This window comes from Duganella sp. OV510 (genome assembly GCF_900100205.1).
Lineage (GTDB): Bacteria > Pseudomonadota > Gammaproteobacteria > Burkholderiales > Burkholderiaceae_D > Rugamonas.
In genome coordinates, this window is the sequence record NZ_FNEQ01000002.1 from 582,409 (window position 1) to 599,817 (window position 17,409).

Here is a 17,409-nt window from a genome sequence, read left to right on the forward strand (position 1 = left end):
TGCTTCCCCACACAGCGGCCTTGCCGCATCGCCCATACACCGTGGCTGGAAAGGCCTATCCATGGAAGTGACTAACCTGAATGACATTGCCGCCTTCGCCAGCGTGGTGAAGCATGGCAGCTATACGATGGCGGCTAAGCAATTAGGTCTGACCCGCTCGGCCATCGGAAAATCGGTGGTGCGTCTGGAGCAGCGCCTGCAGGTCCGGCTGCTCAACCGGACCACCAGGAGTCTGAGTTTGACCGATGACGGCAGGATGCTATACGAGACGTGTGTCACCATTTTGGAGGAGTTAGAAGCGGTGGAGAGCGCGCTGGCACAACGTAGCGGCACGCCCCAAGGTCAGCTGCGTATCAGTCTGCCGGTCGCCCTGGGCCGCTTGCATGTCATGCCAGTGATTGCCACGTTCCTGAAAAAATGGGAAACGGTTACGATCGACGCGAGTCTGTCCGATCGCGTAGTGGATTTAATTGATGAGCGGTTCGATCTGGCAGTCAGGATCGGCATCCCCAAGGATGATTCTCGACTGTTGACGCGCACCGTTGCGCACCAGCAGATGATCACCTGCGCCGCACCGGAGTACCTGCTTCGCCATGGACAACCGTTATCGCCGAAGGATCTGCAAGCATTCCGATGCCTGCATTTTGTTGCAGAGGGACGAGTTTTACCATGGAACTTCCGCTACGCTGACACGAAAGTTTCCCTCGTCAATGAGGGAGCACTGCATCTGGATAACGCGGAAGCGATCAAAGTTGCAGTCATGGCTGGCCTTGGCATCGCGAAACTACCCAGCTACATCGTGGCAGAAGAGCTGCGCAACGGATCGCTGCAAACGGTGTTGGCCGAATTTTCCGAGGAGCCAGAACCCATCCGTGTCGTTTATCCTAGCAAACGGCATATATCTCCAAAAATCCGTTTCTTTATTGACGAGCTGGTCAGTCATTGGCAACCTGCTCCATGGGCGTTCGTTTAATCGATGATGGCATCACACCGCTGGGAAGCGGCGTCATCTCAAAGGGCTGCCGGTAGGTTGCAGTTCCAAGGCAAGAAATCATCAACCCGGTTGACGGGATGATCGGCGATATGCGTCAGCACGTGACGCAACCAGGCTTCGGGGTCGACACCGTTCAGCTTGGCCGTGCCGATCAGCGAGTAGATCGCGGCAGCGCGTTCGCCGCCGCTGTCGGCACCAGCAAATAGGTAGTTGCGGCGCCCAATGGCGACGCCACGCAAGGCGCGTTCGGCCGCCGAGTTATCAATCTCGATGGTGCCGTCGTCGCAGTAGCGCAGCAGCGCCGGCCACAACTTAAGCGCGTACAGGATCGCGGCCGCCGTGTCGGACTTGCGTGACAAGGTATCGAGTGTGGTGCGCAGCCAGCGCTCCAGGTCATCGAGCAGCGGACGCGAACGCGTTTGCCGAATTTGCCTTCGTTCGTCTGGCGGTTTGCCTCGGATATCGGCCTCGATCACATAGAGCTCAGCGATCCGGCGCAACGCCTCGGTGGTCAGCGGCGTTGCCCGCGCCGCGTGCAGATCGTGGAATTTTCGCCGCGCGTGCGCCCAGCAGGCAGCTTCCTGAATCGTGCCGCCTTCGAACAAGGCGTTGAAGCCGGCGTAGGCATCGGCTTGCAGCACGCCCTCGAACTTGGCCAGGTGCGTTTGTGGATGGATGCCCTTGCGGTCAGGCGTGTAAGCAAACCAGACGGCTGGCGGTGTGGCATCGCCAGCGGGCCGGTCGTCACGCACGTAGGTCCACAGGCGTGCGGTTTTGGTTTTGCCGTTGCCGGGCGCCAGGACCGGGATCGGAGTGTCGTCGGCATGCAGTTTCGATGCCGCCAGCACGTGACGCCGAATGGCGTCGACTAAAGGACGCAACAGCGAGCTGGCCGCACCCACCCAGCTCGCCAGCAGCGCGCGGTCCAGGTCAACGCCCTCGCGAGCGTAGATGGCAGACTGGCGGTACAGCGGCAAATGATCGGCGAATTTCGCCACCAGAATGTGCGCCAGCAGCCCAGGGCCAGCGATGCCGCGCTCTATCGGCCGGCTTGGTGCCGGTGCCTGAACGATGGCGTCGCAGCAGGAACAAGCCAACTTAGGGCGCACATGGCGAATCACGCGGAAGCTGGCCGGTACGAATTCAAGTTGCTCAGCTACATCGTCGCCCAGCGGCCGCAGGCCGCCACCACAGGCCGGGCAGGCATCGCACGTGGGGGCATACACTATCTCGTCGCGTGGCAGATGGTCAGGCAAAGGCCGGCGTACCGACTTCTTGCGCGGTGCCTGGTCGGCCGCTGGCATCTCGCGATCGGCCTCGGCCTCATCGGCCTGTAGGTCTTCCAGCTGCAGCTCCAGTTGTTCAATCTGGTGGTCCAGCTTTTCCGACTTACGGCCGAACTGCATGCGCCGCAACTTGGCAATCTGCAGCTTGAGGTGTTCGATCTCGACGGCGCGTGTGTTCAGTTGATCGCGCAGACCTTCAACAACTGCGTCTTGCGCGAGCAGCAGCGCCTTCAAAGCGGCAATGTCGTTGGGCAGGTCGGCGGAGATGAGCATGCGCCAAGTTTACGTCAGGCTTGCCACGTTTACAAGGCCGACGTTGGCTTCCAGGTGCGTTCTGGCCGACGCCAGTCTATGCCTTCGAGCAGCATCGACAGTTGCGCCTGCGTCAGCGCTACCGAACCGCTGGTCGCCTGCGGCCAGACGAAGCGTCCCCGCTCCAGCCGCTTGGCCAACAGACACAAGCCATCGCCGGTCCACCACAACAATTTAATGAGGTCGCCACGTCGGCCCCGGAAGACGAACACGTGACCGCTGAACGGATCTTCCTCCAGTGCTGTCTGCACTTTTGCAGCCAGCCCATTAAAGCCTGACCGCATGTCGGTGGTACCGGCTGCCAACCAGACCTTGGTGCCTGCGGGAAGGCCAATCATCGCAGTACCCGGTCCAATACCAGTGCCAACGTGGCGGGATCGGCTGGACCTTCGATGCACAGCCGCACTTTGCCATGTTCCAATGTGATGGTGCCCAACTGCTCCGGCCCCGCTAACGACGGCGTTGGGGATGGCCTCACCACGACCGACAGAAACTCGCGGGACTCCACCGCACATCCGCCGGCCAGCTGTCCCGCTGCGTGTTGCCTGCGCCAGGTGAACACCTGGTTGGCATTGATGCCATGGTCGCGCGCTACGCGCGTCACCGAGGTACCAGGCTGCATCGCCAGCTCGACAACCTTGCGTTTGAACTCCTGCGAATGCTGACGATATTTTCCGCGTGGTCCGCGTTTGGCCGCTGATTGAAAATTTGTGTCCATAATTTAATTTGTGGGCACAACTGCTGTGCCAAAATTAGATCATGGATACATGGCGATGTGGAGTCCAGACGGTGCTGGCTTTACGCTTACCCGACGCCAGCATTCGCAACTACACCAGTACCGACAGGCGAATCAACGTCATTGACGATGTCCGCATTGCAGACCTCGTTATAAATGCTGGCCTCATTCGCTGGCTTATCAACAAACGCAGTTAGTTAGGCCAGTCACTGGAGAGCTTGAAGACATCAGCAATAGTAACGTCACCACCTCGCTCTATCTTCATATCGCCGCAGACCCTAGCATGAGGGAACTGATCCAAGTTCGTAGGTAAGGCATACAACGACCAAGGGTTGAAATACAAAGTTCCCTTGCGGCGCGCGGCGGTATGAAAGCTCAGATCATTGAAGAACCAAGCACCACTTACCCTTGTCGCTTGCGGACCTTTCGGACCAATCCACAAACCATTATTGGCTCTGCTGAAGTCCGGTTCTCCTTCGCCCTCAACCGGAAAGTGAAACTGTTCTTGACCGAACAGTGCCTGCATTTCATCAATGTCCGATAGGTTGAACGCAGAGAAGTTCACAGCGACCAGAAGGGGAAGCTCCAGCTCACCATATCGCTGTCCCTTCTCCTTCAATGACTCTTTCAATGGAGTCCATGAATCCACTACGCCGCCCCCACCATCAATGAGTCCAATGAGCTGCTTTGCTGTTCCTCTTTTTTCACGAGGGATCGGGATCGGCTGGAATGAAACCGTCCAATCTTCATGAGGGATTTCACGCTTCGGAGCAGTGGCAAAAAAGCTGGCGTGGTGTTCCGCCTGGATCTGGTCAGGATCGAGAGTGTTCAACCAGGTGTGAACCTCATGAAGAATTTTTTTGCCTGAAGGTTGAGTAGTCGGAACTCCCCTAGTTGAGAACGTCACACGAAAATTATCATGCGGCCGAGTGTTGAGCTTATCCATGACGGTACCCATCATGGCCTTCACTGCTAGGTTCTCTCCCTTGTCCTCTTTTGAAAGCACAGCTTCAAGTAAGAACTCGCTTCCATCAGACGCAACTACATGGAAGTCCGGTTGCTTCTTTGAGCCGTTCTTCAGTTCAGGATGAGGCTCAAGAGTGTAACCAAGACGACTGAGGAAATTGAAGATCAAAACCTCAAAACTCGCAGACCGAAAATCTACTTCATTGCCACGAGTGAGCCGAGCCACCACTTCATCAATGCCCTTTGCTGGGTACTGAGCAAGCAGCTCTTCCACGAAGTTGCGGACCACTTCAAACTCTGGCCGAGCCGACCGGTCAAGGAAAGCAAAACTACCTTCCCCGTTACCCTTCGGGCTGCTGTCAGTCCTTTCGTAATGTTGATTTGCGCCGAAAATTGACCCACTTTCCCCAGTAATTTGCAACTGAATCTGACCCACGTGAAGAGCACAATTCGACCTGTCTCATCGGCAGGAGAACGGAGTGATCAACGTGGCATTACTAGGCATAATTCGACGCTGGCACATTCGTGACCAGATTCCCCTACGGGAGATTTCCAGACGGCTGGGCATCTCACGTAACACCGTCCGGCGCTATTTGCGCTCGGAGACCACAGAGCCTACCTATGCGGAACGCCGTATAGCGAGCGGGCTGGATAAATATTCTGTGCAATTGTCAGGATGGCTCAAGGCCGAGACGAGCAAGCCGCGTAAGCAGCGCCGTAGTTTGAAACAGATCCACGCGGATCTGAAAGAGCTGGGATATGAAGGATCGTACGACCGCGTAGCAGCGTTTGCCAGGCAGTGGAAGGCGGGTCAAACTGAGTGGGTCAATTCATCGAGCAAACGAACAACCTGCCTCTGTATCGCGTGTATTCTCTGCTTTCTGAAGAAAGGACTGCGAGTTTTTGTAACGCTCCCAAACATCGGACAGGGTCAAGTCCTGAGGCTGCTCAACCGCCTTTTGCTCGCCTTTCACACCGGCTTCAGCAGCCTCCGCAGCCTCTCTGGTAGGGAAAACCTTGTCGTACTTCGGATAGCCTTTGCGGCGGATTTGAACACGGAATTTTCCGTTGGGAAGTATAAGAATGGACATCCGGCAATCCAGTTATTGGTCATGTGCAATAGAATTGCACAACGGATTGCACACCGTCAAGAAAAAAGGACTTAGGCTTTCACCTAAGTCCTTGATTTTATTGGTAGGCCCTCGCGGAGTCGAACCGCGCACCAAAGGATTATGAGTCCTCTGCTCTAACCAAGCATGAGCTAAGGGCCCTGAGGGTGTTACTGCGCTGGAGTCTGTCTAGCCTCTCTGATACGCATCCGTTAAGAAAACGAACACGCGAGCATAAAGGCTAGCCCTACACCAGTCAAGTCTTAGTTGGCTTCCAGGAAGCTCTTCAACTTGTCCGATCGGCTTGGATGACGCAGCTTGCGCAAGGCCTTGGCTTCGATCTGGCGGATGCGCTCGCGCGTCACGTCGAACTGTTTGCCGACTTCTTCCAGCGTGTGGTCGGTCGACATTTCGATGCCGAAACGCATGCGCAGCACCTTGGCTTCGCGCGGCGTCAGCGAGTCCAGCACGTCCTTGACCACACCGCGCATCGAGGCGTGCAGCGCGGCGTCGGATGGCGCCAGCGTGTTGTTGTCCTCGATGAAGTCGCCCAGATGCGAATCGTCGTCGTCGCCGATTGGCGTCTCCATCGATATCGGTTCCTTGGCGATCTTCATGATCTTGCGGATCTTATCCTCGGGCATCTCCATCTTGATGGCCAGCGTTGCCGGGTCCGGCTCGGCGCCCGTCTCTTGCAAAATCTGGCGAGAGATGCGGTTCATCTTGTTGATGGTTTCGATCATGTGCACCGGAATACGGATGGTGCGCGCCTGGTCGGCGATCGAGCGGGTGATGGCCTGACGGATCCACCACGTTGCATAGGTCGAGAACTTGTAGCCGCGACGGTATTCAAACTTGTCCACCGCCTTCATCAGGCCGATATTGCCTTCCTGGATCAGGTCGAGGAACTGCAGGCCGCGGTTGGTGTATTTCTTGGCGATCGAAATCACCAGGCGCAAGTTGGCCTCGGTCATTTCGCGCTTGGCCTTGCGCGCCTTCATTTCGCCAGCCGCCATCTGGCGGTTGATGTTGCGCAGGTCCGGCAGCGGCAGCACCACGCGGGCTTGCAAATCGATCAGGCGCTGTTGCAGCTCCTTGATAGTCGGGATGTTACGGCCCAGGATGGCGCTGTAGGCGTGGCCGGCAGCGACTTCGCCATCAACCCATTCCAGGTTGGTTTCATTGCCTGGGAACACTTTGATGAAGTGGGCGCGCGGCATGCCGCACTTGTTCACCGCCACGTCCAGGATCTGTTTCTCGATGTGGCGCACTTCGTCCACCTGGCCGCGCAGCGTGTCGCACAGCTTCTCGACCACTTTGGCGGTGAAGCGGATGCCCAGCAGCTCTGCCGAGATGGCTTCCTGCGCCTTGACGTAGGCTTTCGAGTTGTAGCCTTCTTTCTCGAAGGCACGGCGCATCTTGTCGAATTGTAGCGAGATGGTGTCGAATTTTCCCAGCGCAGCGTTTTTCATCGCTTCCAGCTGTTCGGCCGAGTAGCCCGCCGCAGCACCCGAAGGGCTGGCTTCTTCCTCTTCCTCTTCTTCCTCTTCTTCCTCTTCCTCTTCGTCCTCTTCATCGTCGGACCCGCCGGCTGGCGCTTGCGCGGAGGCATCTTCGTTATCGTCTACCAGACCGTCAACAATTTCGTCGATCTTGATTTCATCGGCGCGGATACGATCGGAAGCAGCGATGATTTCCGCAATCGTCACCGGGCAGGCGGAGATCGCCTGGATCATGTCTTTGAGGCCGTCTTCGATGCGTTTGGCGATTTCGATCTCGCCTTCACGGGTCAGCAGCTCGACCGAGCCCATTTCGCGCATATACATGCGGACCGGGTCGGTGGTGCGGCCGAAATCGGAATCGACGGTGGACAGCGCCGCTTCGGCAGCCGCCTCGGCTTCGTCATCGCTGGTGACGGTGGCGACATTGTCGGACAGCAGCAGCGTCTCGGCGTCGGGCGCGTGCTCGTAGACGGCAATGCCCATGTCGTTGAAGGTGCCGATAATGCCTTCGATCGCTTCCGGATCGACGATATTGTCAGGCAGATGGTCGTTGATCTCGGCATACGTGAGGAAACCACGTTCCTTGCCGAACTTGATCAGGGTCTTGAGCTTCTGGCGGCGGCGTTCGAGTTCTTCTTCGGTCGCTTCGGTGTCCGACGAGAACGCGTCTTTCAGCAGCGCTTTTTCCTTGGCCTTGCGGTCCTTGGCCTTGGCCTTGTCGACCGCCTTCATTTCGGCGCGCTCGACCGCGTTGAGCGCGGCGACTTCGTCGTTCTCAGGCTGGAATTCTTTCGGTTTGCGCCCGCGCCGGCCCGGCACTTTGACCGAAGGCAGCACGTAACCGGACGTGTCGATCGCCGCTAATGCAGCCGCATCCGTGGTCTGGCTGACCGCCGGCGGGTTGCTGGCGACGCGCGTCTCCGGTTTGTCCGCCGTTTTAGCGGATTTTGCGCTCACTTTAGTCGGCTTTACAGCCGCTTTGGATTCAGGTTTCTTGATTGGCACAGGCGCTTTCGATTACGGATAAAGTTTCGATCCTTCTGGGATCACTACGTCTTCGAACTTGCCGACTACACAAGTCCGACAATACTACGACTTACTTACACCTGGGTCAGGCCGACCGAGTCTCTCTCTAGAACTCCCAAGAATTCTACTGCATCAGACACGTGCGTGGGGGCAAGAAACCATGACTCGGTTAGATAGCAAACAGACTATTTGCTGAACCGTAGCTGGCCCTGGCCGCCGACACCCGTCCTTCCGCGTCGATCAAGAGCCTAACTCACTGAAAACAAACACACTCTGAACAGAAAAACGATGCCAAAACATACAACACTTAGCGTTTTATTATAGCACGTCACTTTTCAATTTCCAGAGGGAAGACCGATGGGTGCTTCCCCTGGAATAATGACAGAAACATTACGATGCAAAACTGTGATCAACCTTAGCGTATCGACAACTCCGCCTGCGCCTCGCGCAACAACTGGTCCTGCTGCGCAGTCAGCTCGCGGTAGCGCACGCCGATCTCGTCCGACGACAGGCCGGCCGCAAACAGCTGGCTCAGCTCCTGCTTCAGCGCGTCGTGCTTGACCTGGCGGATCGCCGCCCGCAATACAACACGCTCGGTGTCGCGCTCGGTTTCCGGCTCCTTGACGATTTCGCCAATGATGCCATCGTACTCGTCGCTGAGCGACTTCAGGTGCTGGGCGAACGAGGCAAACGTGCCGCTTTCACCCAAGGCCAGGGCCTCGGTCAGCAACTGCGCCAGCCGCTCGGCCGACTCCTGGCCGAAGAACTGGAACGCCGCCTGCGCCTGCGCATCGACCTCCAGCGCCAGCGACGGATGCGCCACCAGCACGCGCATGATCTGCAACTCCAGCCCTTTCGGCTGCGGCCGGCCGCCACGCGGCGGCGCAATCTTGTGCACCGCCACCGGCTTGGCCAGCTCGAACAGCACCTCGATCTCCGACGGCGAGGTCTGCGTCAGCTGCGCCAGGCCACGGACGATCTGCAAGCGCAGCGCGGTCGGCGTCATCGCCTGCAGCATCGGCTTGGCGTCAAACTGCGCCCGCGCCCGGCCTTCCGGACTGTTCAGGTCATGCTCGCCACACGCTTCCTTGACGAGGAACTGCGACAGCGGCATGGCCTCGTGAATTTCCTGCTCGAACGCTTCCTTGCCGTATTCGCGCACATAGCTGTCCGGGTCGTGCTCGGTAGGCAGGAACAGGAACTTGATGGTCTTGTTATCCGTTACGTGCGGCAGACAGGCTTCCAGCGCGCGCCGTGCAGCGCGGCGGCCGGCCTTGTCGCCGTCAAAACTGAAGATCACTGTGTCGGTCTGGCGCAACAGCTTCTGCACGTGATTGGTGGTGCAAGCCGTGCCCAGGGTGGCTACCGCTTGCGGGAAGCCCATCTGCGCCAGCGCCACCACATCCATATAGCCTTCGGTCACCAGCACATAGCCCGCATCGCGGATCGCCTGGCGCGCCTCGAACAAGCCATACAGCTCGAAACCCTTAGAAAATAACGGCGTTTCCGGGGAATTCAAGTACTTGGGCTCGCCTTGGTCGAGCACCCGGCCGCCAAAGGCGATCACTTGGCCCTTGGTATTGCGGATCGGGAACATCACGCGCTCGCGGAAACGGTCGTAGCGCTTGCGGTTATTGCCGTCCTCGTCCACCTTGTCAATCACCAGGCCGGACTCGGCCAGCACCACCGCCTCGTAATCCGGGAACTGCGAGCGCAGGTTGTCCCAGCCGGGCGGCGCGTAGCCGAGGCCGAAGCGGGCGGCGATTTCGCCGGTCAGACCACGGTTCTTCAGATAGGCGATGGCGTTCGGCGCGCTGCGCAGTTGCAGCTTGTAGAAATCGCTGGCGCGCGTCATGGCTTCCGTCAGCGCCAGGCTTTGCGCCTGCATCTGCGCGCGTTGCGCCGGCGGAATCTTGTCATCCTGTTCGGGCACTACCATGCCAACGCTTTGCGCCAGGTCCTTGACGGCATCGACAAAGCCCATGCCGGAATACTCGATCATGAAACCGATCGAGGTGCCATGCGCGCCGCAGCCGAAGCAATGGTAAAACTGCTTGGTCGGGCTGACCGTGAAGCTGGGCGATTTTTCATTGTGAAACGGGCACAAACCCATGTAGTTCGCGCCGCCCTTCTTGAGCTGCACGTAACGGCCAACCACGTCGACGATATCGACACGGTTCAGCAAATCGGCGATAAAAGTTTGTGGGATCACAGCGTTAAGCGGCCTTGGTGTTAATCAGACTATACCGCAGCAGCCGATGCGCCTTGATGCGCATCAAACTGCGGCAGCGGTGTTACTCAGGCTGGGGTCAGCGCTTTTTTGACCAGCGCGGACACCACCGTCATATCGGCGCGGCCAGCCAGCTTCGGCTTGACGATGCCCATGACCTTGCCCATGTCCTGCGGGCCGGCGGCGCCCGAGGCAGCCACGGCGGCAGCTACTTCAGCGGCGATTTCCTCGTCCGACAGGCCGGCCGGCATATAGGTGCTCAGCACTGCCAGTTCAGCTTTTTCGATGTCGGCCAGGTCGGCGCGGCCGCCGGCTTCGAACTGGGTGATCGAATCCTTGCGCTGCTTGATCATTTTTTCGATGATGGCGATGGTTTGCTCGTCGCTCACGGTAATCTGTTCGTCCACTTCCTTGCGCTTGATGTCAGCCAGGATCAGACGAATGGTTGCCAGGCGGCCGGCTTCCTTGGCGCGCATCGCGTTTTTCATGTCTTCGGTGATTTGGTCTTTCAAGGCCATAGCGTTTCTTTCAGAGAATTGTGGAGTAAAAATGCGAAAACCCGCTGCGGGCCAAGCCGGAGCGGGTGTTCTCTTAGATGCCGCTAAACGCAACCGGCATATGCCAGGTTGGCCTGCGTAAGCAATCTTAGAAGAGTTTTTTCGGCAGCTGTTGGCTGCGGATGCGTTTGTAGTGACGCTTAACAGCAGCAGCCAGCTTGCGCTTACGCTCAGCCGTTGGCTTTTCGTAGAACTCGCGTGCGCGCAGTTCGGTCAGCAGACCGGTTTTTTCGATGGTGCGTTTGAAGCGACGCATTGCGACTTCGAACGGCTCGTTTTCTTTAAGGCGAATAGTGGTCATGTAAAAATTCAAACCGTTGGAGGTTATAGGGAGACAGAGACTATAGCAGCTTTTTCCGGAAAATGGAAGCCATGGGCTGTTGGAAACAGCCAGGCATGCGGCTTGCGTAGGAAAAACAACAACGTGCAGACTGCCAGTATATCAGACTGCCTGCCCTGCCGCCACACCCGAGGCCCACGCCCATTGGAAATTGTAGCCGCCCAGCCAGCCGGTCACATCCACCGTTTCGCCGATGAAGTACAGGCCCGGCACCTTGCTGGCCATCATGGTCTGCTGCGACAGCTCACGGGTGTCGATGCCGCCACGGGTGACTTCGGCCTTTTTGTAGCCTTCGGAACCGTTCGGCGTCAGCGTCCACTGGTTGATGGCGGCGCCCAGCTTGCGCAGTTGCGTATCCGGCAAGTCGGCCAGGCGGGCGTCCAGCGCGAAACCGTGGGCCAACAGCAAGCCTTCGGCCAGGCGGGCCGGCAGCCATTGCGACAGCACATTGCCCAACTGCTTTTTGATCGTCCCTTTGCCTTCGATCAGCGTGGCCGCCAGGTCCAGTTCCGGCAGCAGGTTGATGACGATCGGCGTGCCCGGCTGCCAGTATGATGAAATTTGCAAGATTGCCGGACCGGACAGGCCGCGATGGGTGAACAGCAAGTCTTCGCGGAAGCGCGCGCCGGTCGGGTTGCGGCCTTTCAGCGAACCGGTCTCGACATCGACTTCCAGCGCAATGCCGGCCATTTCGACAAATGGCGCCCACTGCTGGGCGTCAAAGGTCAGCGGCACCAGCGCCGGGCGCGGTTCGACCATGCGCAGCTCGAATTGCTGGGCGATGCGGTAGCCGAAATCGGTGGCGCCGATTTTCGGGATCGACAGGCCACCGGTGGCGATCACCACGCTGGGCGCTTCGATCGTGCCGCTATCGGTTTCCAACACAAAGCCTTCTGTCCCCTGCTGCAGCGATTCAACCTTGCACGGCATGCGCCAGTGGACGTCGCCGCCGGCACACTCGTCTTTCAGCATCTCGATGATCTGCTCGGCCGAGTCGTCGCAGAACAGCTGGCCGCGATGCTTCTCGTGGTAGCCGATGCGGTGTTTCTTCACCAGCGCGACGAAATCCGCCGGCGTGTAGCGCGACAAGGCACTCTTGCAGAAGTGCGGATTCTCCGACAGGAAGTTGGCCGGGCCGGCGTTCACATTGGTGAAGTTGCAGCGGCCGCCGCCGGAAATACGGATTTTCTCGGCCAGCTTGGCGGCGTGGTCGATCAGCACCACGCGCAGGCCGCGCTGGGCTGCCGTCGCCGCGCACATCATTCCGGCCGCGCCGGCGCCGATTACCGCTACATCAAACTTTGCCATGTTGTTCCGATCAGATCCGTGAAGGGGCGAGATTTTACTCGATCGGCTCGCTCACATGCTGGCGCGAGGCCACGGTGCGCGAAACCAGCAGGCATTGCGCCACCTGCTCGGCGATCGGTGGCGGCACCGCCACGTCGCCGTCCAACACCGACTTGATCCACGCAGCAGTGGTCGCCGCATCCTTGTTTTCCGGCAGCAGCGGCAGTTCGCCCACCAGCGTCTGCTTCGGCACCAGCGTCGTCCGCAGGCCGCCGTGGAACCAGTCGATCTGCTGCGCCTTGTTGGCGTTGGCCACCGTTTCGCCCTCGGTGCCGCGCATCAGGAAAGCATCGCCGCGCTCGTGCAGCGCCGCCGTGGTGAAGTATTCGCCCAGCATCTCCAGATACTCCGGATGCGTGTACGACACCAGCCGCAGCGCCGGCCCGGCAAACGGCTGCATGATCTTGACCAGCGTGTGCGTCGAGTTGCGCACACCGAGAATACGGCGCAGCGACAGCAGATGCGCCAGCTTCGGCGCCATCGCATCGATGGTGATGAACGCCGGCTTGCCCTGCGACATGGCCTCCTCCGCTTCCGAGCGATGCCGCGCCTGCGCCACACCCAGCGCAGCCAGTACCTCGGCCGTGGTGACCCGGCCCGGATCGTCGGCCACGCCGTGCACCAGCACCGGCACACCCTCGCGCGCCAGCAGCAGCGCCAGCAGCGGCGTCAGGTTGGCCATCTTGCGGGCGCCGTTATACGAAGGAATCACCACCGGCGCAAACTGGCCCGGCGGCGCGTTGAACGGTTCGAAGGACGCCTCGGCCGCATCAAGAAAGCCGGCAATCTCCTCCACCGACTCGCCCTTGATGCGCATCGACAGCAGAATCCCGCCCAGTTCCAGGTCGGAAACGCGGCCATCCAGCATCGCCTGGTACAGATCGTGGGCGTCGTCCTGGGTCATGCTGCGGGCGCCGTCTTTGCCGCGGCCGATTTCTTTAATGAAACGCGCGGCTGGGAAAGGTTCATATGTGGTCATGACGCCAGCTTAAACCACCCGCCCGCATTTCGGCTACACTATCTGGTTCCCAAAATGAAAACATAACAGAGATCATGATTTCCCCAGACATTGAAAACGTCAACGTCACCTCGTTTGCTCCGATGCCGTCGCCGGAAGCCTTGCATAGCAAGCTGCCGCTGACCGATCTGGCTTCCGAGACCGTGATGAAGGGCCGCGAAGCCCTGCGCAACATCATCGACCGCCAGGACAAGCGCCTGTTCGTGGTGGTCGGCCCCTGCTCGATCCACGACCCGGTGGCCGGCCTGGACTATGCGCGCCGCCTGAAGGCGCTGCAGGCCGAAGTGGCCGACACCATGCTGCTGGTGATGCGCGTGTATTTCGAAAAGCCGCGCACCACCACCGGCTGGAAGGGCTATATCAATGATCCGGACATGGACGACTCGTTCCGCGTCAACGTCGGCATGGAAAAGGCGCGCCAGTTCCTGCTGGACGTGTGCGAACTGGGCCTGCCGACCGCCACCGAAGCGCTGGACCCGATCTCGCCGCAATACCTGGGCGATTTGATCGCCTGGACCGCCATCGGCGCCCGCACCACCGAATCGCAGACCCACCGCGAAATGTCGTCCGGCCTGTCGACGCCGGTGGGCTTCAAGAACGGCACCGATGGCGACATCAGCATCGCCATCAACGCGATTCTGTCGTCGGCGCACCCGCACTCCTTCCTCGGCATCAACGCGCAGGGCAATGTGGCGATCGTGCGTACCCGTGGCAATGGCTACGGCCACGTGGTGCTGCGCGGTGGCGATGGCCGGCCGAACTACGACTCGGTGTCGATCGCGATTGCCGAACAGTCGCTGGCCAAGGCCAAGCTGCCGGCCAACCTGGTGGTTGACTGCTCGCACGCCAACAGCTACAAGAAGCCTGAGCTGCAACCGCTGGTGATGGCCGATGTCATCCACCAGATCGTGCAGGGCAACAAGTCGCTGGTCGGCGTGATGATCGAGTCCAACATCGTTGGCGGCAACCAGAAGATCCCGGCCGACCTGAGCCAGCTGGTGTATGGCTGCTCGGTGACCGACGGCTGCATCGACTGGGACACCACCGAGAAGATGCTGCGCGAAGCGCACCAGCAACTGCTCAACCGTCCTTAATAGCAGTACGCCACCAGGCTGGTGGCGACGCCGAACTGCCCCGCCAGCGCCGCCTCGGCCTTGCTGGCCGGGGCGCTCAGTTCATCCAGGTCCAGGTAGACCTTGAATCCTTCCACCTTCACCGAATAACGGCGCGCGCTACTGCAGCGTGGGTCCACGCCGCGACAATCGAGCACCGCGTGCACGCTTTCCTCGCCGCTGCGGAACAAGGCCACGCCCGGCAGCTCCTGCCACGCCAGCCCGCGCGGCACCAGACGCGCCCCGCTTTCCACCGGCACATCCTTCAGTTTGCAGATCACTTTCCAGTTTGCAGACATCGCTCCCTCCTCGCTTTGCCTCTTTAATAAGCAAAAGCGATGCCACCGAAAATCTGGCCATTTGGCAAAAAATCGCACCCGGCCAGTGCGGTCCGGACCCAGGCCAGTGCATGCTTGCACCCGGTTTACATTACAATGGCGGATTCCCCTTTAGAAATATGCTGCTTCCATGATCGTTCTTGGCGTTGAATCCTCCTGTGACGAAACCGGCCTGGCCTTGTACGACACGCAACACGGCCTGCTGTCCCATGCCCTGCATTCGCAGGTCGCCATGCATGAGGAATATGGCGGTGTCGTGCCCGAGCTGGCCTCGCGCGACCACATCCGCCGCGCCATCCCGCTGCTGGAGCAGACGCTGGCAAAAGCCGGCAAGACGCCGGACGATATCGACGCCATCGCCTACACCCAAGGCCCCGGCCTGGCCGGTGCGCTGCTGGTCGGCTCGTCGGTGGCGTGCAGCCTCGGCCTGTCGCTGGACAAGCCGGTGCTGGGCGTGCACCACCTGGAAGGCCACCTGCTGTCGCCGTTGCTGGCGTCCGAGCCGCCGGAGTTCCCGTTCATCGCGCTGCTGGTATCGGGCGGCCACACGCAGCTGATGCGCGTCGACGGCGTCGGCCAATATACGCTGCTGGGCGAAACGCTGGACGACGCGGCCGGCGAAGCCTTCGACAAGTCGGCCAAGCTGCTTGGCCTCGGCTATCCCGGCGGCCCGGCGATTTCGCGCCTGGCCGAATTCGGCGATCCGGACGCCTACCAGCTTCCGCGCCCGATGAAGCACACCAAGGATTTCAACTTCAGCTTCTCCGGCCTGAAAACGGCGGTGCTGACGGTGGTGAAGAACCACGAAGAGAAAGTGATCGCCAACATCTGCGAGCAGGACAAGGCCAACATCGCGCGCGGCTTTGTCGACGCGATTGTCGACGTGCTGACGTCCAAGTGCGTATCCGCCATCAAGCACACCGGCCTGAAGCGGCTGGTGATCGCCGGCGGCGTGGGCGCCAACCAGCAGCTGCGCGAATCGCTTAACGCGGCAGCCGCCAAGAAGCGCTTCAAGGTCTACTACCCGGAGTTGGAGTTTTGCACCGATAACGGCGCGATGATCGCCTTCGCCGGGGCGATGCGCTTGATGATCAACCCGGACGCGGCAAAAAAGGATTACGCGTTCAACGTGCGGCCACGCTGGCCGCTTGACGAGTTGAAAGTAATTTAATTCGAGGCGAACGCCATGCCGGCCAGCACAGCCAGGCCGACCAGCGGAATCCAGAACTTGGCCTTGCCCTGGCCCAGGCTCACGCCACGGGCGGCAATGCGCTCGCTGCGCAGGCGATGCTCATCGGCAGGCGACTCGTGTACAGCGGTTTGCTTGTCTTTTTCAGTGACGGTATTCATAACAGCCTCCATGTAAATCGATCATCGTCCTTTCTTGAGGGCAATGCAATTGTTGTGCCAACCAAATAAGCAGTAATTGGCCTATACAGCTTGATTCTAGGCGCGTTTGTGGTGAAGTTGCCACACAATACAACGCGCCAGGCACTGAAACCGTGCACACACGCACGCTCAATCAACTTATCTTGCTTTCGCCGCATTGACAGCCCGGCGCTGGGCCTGCAAACGCGGCGGCGCCTGCTCGGAGACAAAATCGATGAAATGGCGCACCCGCAACGGCATCTGCGTGCGCTGCTGGTAGGACATGAATACGCCATTGTTGGCGGTGATGGTGGTGGTCAGCAGCGGCACCAGCTCACCGCTGGCCAGTTCCTTCTCGATCATGAACACCGGCATCTGGCCGATGCCCATGCCATTCAGCACCGCCATCAACTCCCCCTCCACCGTATTGAAGCTGGCCACGGTCGGCACGTCCTGGTAGACGGTGGCGCCGTCGACATGGAATTCCCACGGCAGCAGGCGGCCGGTATTCGGCTGGCGGAAACCGGTGCAGCGATGCGCGGCCAGGTCGGCCAGCTTCTTCGGCGTGCCGTAACGGTCCAGGTAGGACGGCGCGGCGCAGGTCAGCAGCGTAATCTCGCCCAGCTTGCGGGAAATCAGGTTGCGCTCGGGCGGGCTGCCGGCGCGGAAGCCGACGTCGATGCGGCTTTCCACCAGATCGGTGAAATGGTCATCCAGCTGCATATCGAAGTGGGCGCCGGGATAGCGCTGCTGGAATGCCTGCAGCAGCGGCACGATGATCGCATTGCCGATCGACGTGGGCGCGGCGATGCGGATCAGGCCATCGACTTCCAGCCGGCTGCTCTGGATCTGGTCCAGCGCCTCATCCAGCAGGCGCAGGCCGGGATTGGCCAGCTCGAACAAGCGCGTGCCCTCGTCGGTCAGGCTGAGGCTGCGGGTGGTGCGATGGAACAGACGCACACCCAGATGATCCTCCAGCTGCCGCACTGCCTTGCTGACTGCCTGCGGCGTCAGGCCGGCATCCACTGCCGCCTGGCTGAAGCTCTTGGCGCGCACCACGCCGATGAACAGACTGATGACTCGGGCTTTATCCATATTATCAACCAGTAGATGAAAATCAAACAGCTTTCCTATGGCTAGTGTAGCAGATCGCGACAGCCTAAACTGG

17 protein-coding genes and 1 tRNA gene are annotated in these 17,409 nt (G+C 59.8%); 3 read left to right on the forward strand and 15 right to left on the reverse strand.

Features of this window, described 5'->3' with window-relative positions; translation table 11 throughout:
- Positions 1–61 precede the first annotated feature (61 nt).
- On the forward strand, positions 62–973 hold the full coding sequence (locus BLS51_RS09675; RefSeq protein ID WP_090181033.1) for a LysR family transcriptional regulator: 912 nt from the start codon (positions 62–64) through the stop codon (positions 971–973).
- A 38-nt stretch (positions 974–1,011) separates the two neighbouring features.
- Here the strand turns inward: BLS51_RS09675 and BLS51_RS09680 are convergent, their stop codons facing one another.
- The 12 genes from BLS51_RS09680 to ybiB all read right to left on the reverse strand — a co-directional run bounded on the left by BLS51_RS09680 (position 1,012) and on the right by ybiB (position 13,384).
- On the reverse strand, positions 1,012–2,553 hold the full coding sequence (locus BLS51_RS09680; protein WP_090181030.1) for an IS66 family transposase: 1,542 nt from the start codon (positions 2,551–2,553) through the stop codon (positions 1,012–1,014).
- Between the two features lie 29 nt (positions 2,554–2,582).
- Entirely contained in the window at positions 2,583–2,930 is a 348-nt protein-coding gene (gene tnpB, locus BLS51_RS09685) for an IS66 family insertion sequence element accessory protein TnpB (protein WP_090181027.1), read from the reverse strand.
- Entirely contained in the window at positions 2,927–3,310 is a 384-nt protein-coding gene (locus BLS51_RS09690) for an IS66-like element accessory protein TnpA (protein ID WP_090181021.1), read from the reverse strand. The genes tnpB and BLS51_RS09690 overlap by 4 nt, the downstream gene beginning before the upstream one ends.
- A gap of 211 nt (positions 3,311–3,521) precedes the next feature.
- Complete coding sequence (locus BLS51_RS09695) at positions 3,522–4,730, reverse strand: hypothetical protein (protein ID WP_090181018.1); 1,209 nt, start codon at positions 4,728–4,730, stop codon at positions 3,522–3,524.
- A gap of 394 nt (positions 4,731–5,124) precedes the next feature.
- Positions 5,125–5,385 (reverse strand): hypothetical protein, encoded by a 261-nt coding sequence (locus BLS51_RS29680; protein ID WP_175472530.1) that lies wholly within the window; start codon positions 5,383–5,385, stop codon positions 5,125–5,127.
- Between the two features lie 101 nt (positions 5,386–5,486).
- Positions 5,487–5,565, reverse strand: a tRNA-Ile gene (locus tag BLS51_RS09705).
- Positions 5,566–5,666: 101 nt separating this feature from the next.
- Positions 5,667–7,910, reverse strand: a complete 2,244-nt coding sequence (gene rpoD / locus BLS51_RS09710; protein ID WP_090181015.1) for an RNA polymerase sigma factor RpoD — start codon at positions 7,908–7,910, stop codon at positions 5,667–5,669.
- Between the two features lie 436 nt (positions 7,911–8,346).
- On the reverse strand, positions 8,347–10,143 hold the full coding sequence (gene dnaG, locus BLS51_RS09715) for a DNA primase (RefSeq protein ID WP_090181012.1): 1,797 nt from the start codon (positions 10,141–10,143) through the stop codon (positions 8,347–8,349).
- Positions 10,144–10,229: 86 nt separating this feature from the next.
- A complete protein-coding gene (locus BLS51_RS09720) occupies positions 10,230–10,679 on the reverse strand; it encodes a GatB/YqeY domain-containing protein (RefSeq protein ID WP_090181009.1) in 450 nt (149 codons plus the stop codon).
- A 127-nt stretch (positions 10,680–10,806) separates the two neighbouring features.
- Entirely contained in the window at positions 10,807–11,019 is a 213-nt protein-coding gene (gene rpsU / locus BLS51_RS09725) for a 30S ribosomal protein S21 (RefSeq protein WP_008451879.1), read from the reverse strand.
- Between the two features lie 141 nt (positions 11,020–11,160).
- Positions 11,161–12,366, reverse strand: a complete 1,206-nt coding sequence (locus BLS51_RS09730; protein WP_090181004.1) for a BaiN/RdsA family NAD(P)/FAD-dependent oxidoreductase — start codon at positions 12,364–12,366, stop codon at positions 11,161–11,163.
- 34 nt (positions 12,367–12,400) lie between these two features.
- Positions 12,401–13,384, reverse strand: coding sequence for a DNA-binding protein YbiB (ybiB, locus tag BLS51_RS09735; protein WP_090181000.1), 984 nt, complete (start codon positions 13,382–13,384; stop codon positions 12,401–12,403).
- Positions 13,385–13,458: 74 nt separating this feature from the next.
- Here ybiB and BLS51_RS09740 point away from each other — a divergent pair, with 74 nt between their 5' ends.
- Positions 13,459–14,517: a 3-deoxy-7-phosphoheptulonate synthase gene (locus BLS51_RS09740; RefSeq protein WP_090180996.1), complete on the forward strand. Its 1,059-nt coding sequence runs from the start codon at positions 13,459–13,461 to the stop codon at positions 14,515–14,517.
- Here BLS51_RS09740 and BLS51_RS09745 read toward each other — a convergent pair.
- Positions 14,514–14,834 carry a Rieske (2Fe-2S) protein gene (locus BLS51_RS09745; RefSeq protein WP_090180992.1) on the reverse strand — a complete coding sequence of 107 codons (321 nt, stop codon included), beginning with the start codon at positions 14,832–14,834 and terminating at the stop codon, positions 14,514–14,516. The genes BLS51_RS09740 and BLS51_RS09745 overlap by 4 nt on opposite strands.
- A gap of 169 nt (positions 14,835–15,003) precedes the next feature.
- Between BLS51_RS09745 and tsaD the strand changes: the two genes are divergently transcribed.
- Positions 15,004–16,044, forward strand: a complete 1,041-nt coding sequence (gene tsaD, locus BLS51_RS09750; RefSeq protein ID WP_090180989.1) for a tRNA (adenosine(37)-N6)-threonylcarbamoyltransferase complex transferase subunit TsaD — start codon at positions 15,004–15,006, stop codon at positions 16,042–16,044.
- Here tsaD and BLS51_RS09755 read toward each other — a convergent pair.
- Positions 16,041–16,223: a hypothetical protein gene (locus BLS51_RS09755; protein ID WP_090180986.1), complete on the reverse strand. Its 183-nt coding sequence runs from the start codon at positions 16,221–16,223 to the stop codon at positions 16,041–16,043. The two genes, tsaD and BLS51_RS09755, sit on opposite strands and share 4 nt — an antisense overlap.
- 177 nt (positions 16,224–16,400) lie before the next feature.
- Entirely contained in the window at positions 16,401–17,336 is a 936-nt protein-coding gene (locus tag BLS51_RS09760; protein ID WP_090180982.1) for a LysR family transcriptional regulator, read from the reverse strand.
- Positions 17,337–17,409 lie beyond the last annotated feature (73 nt).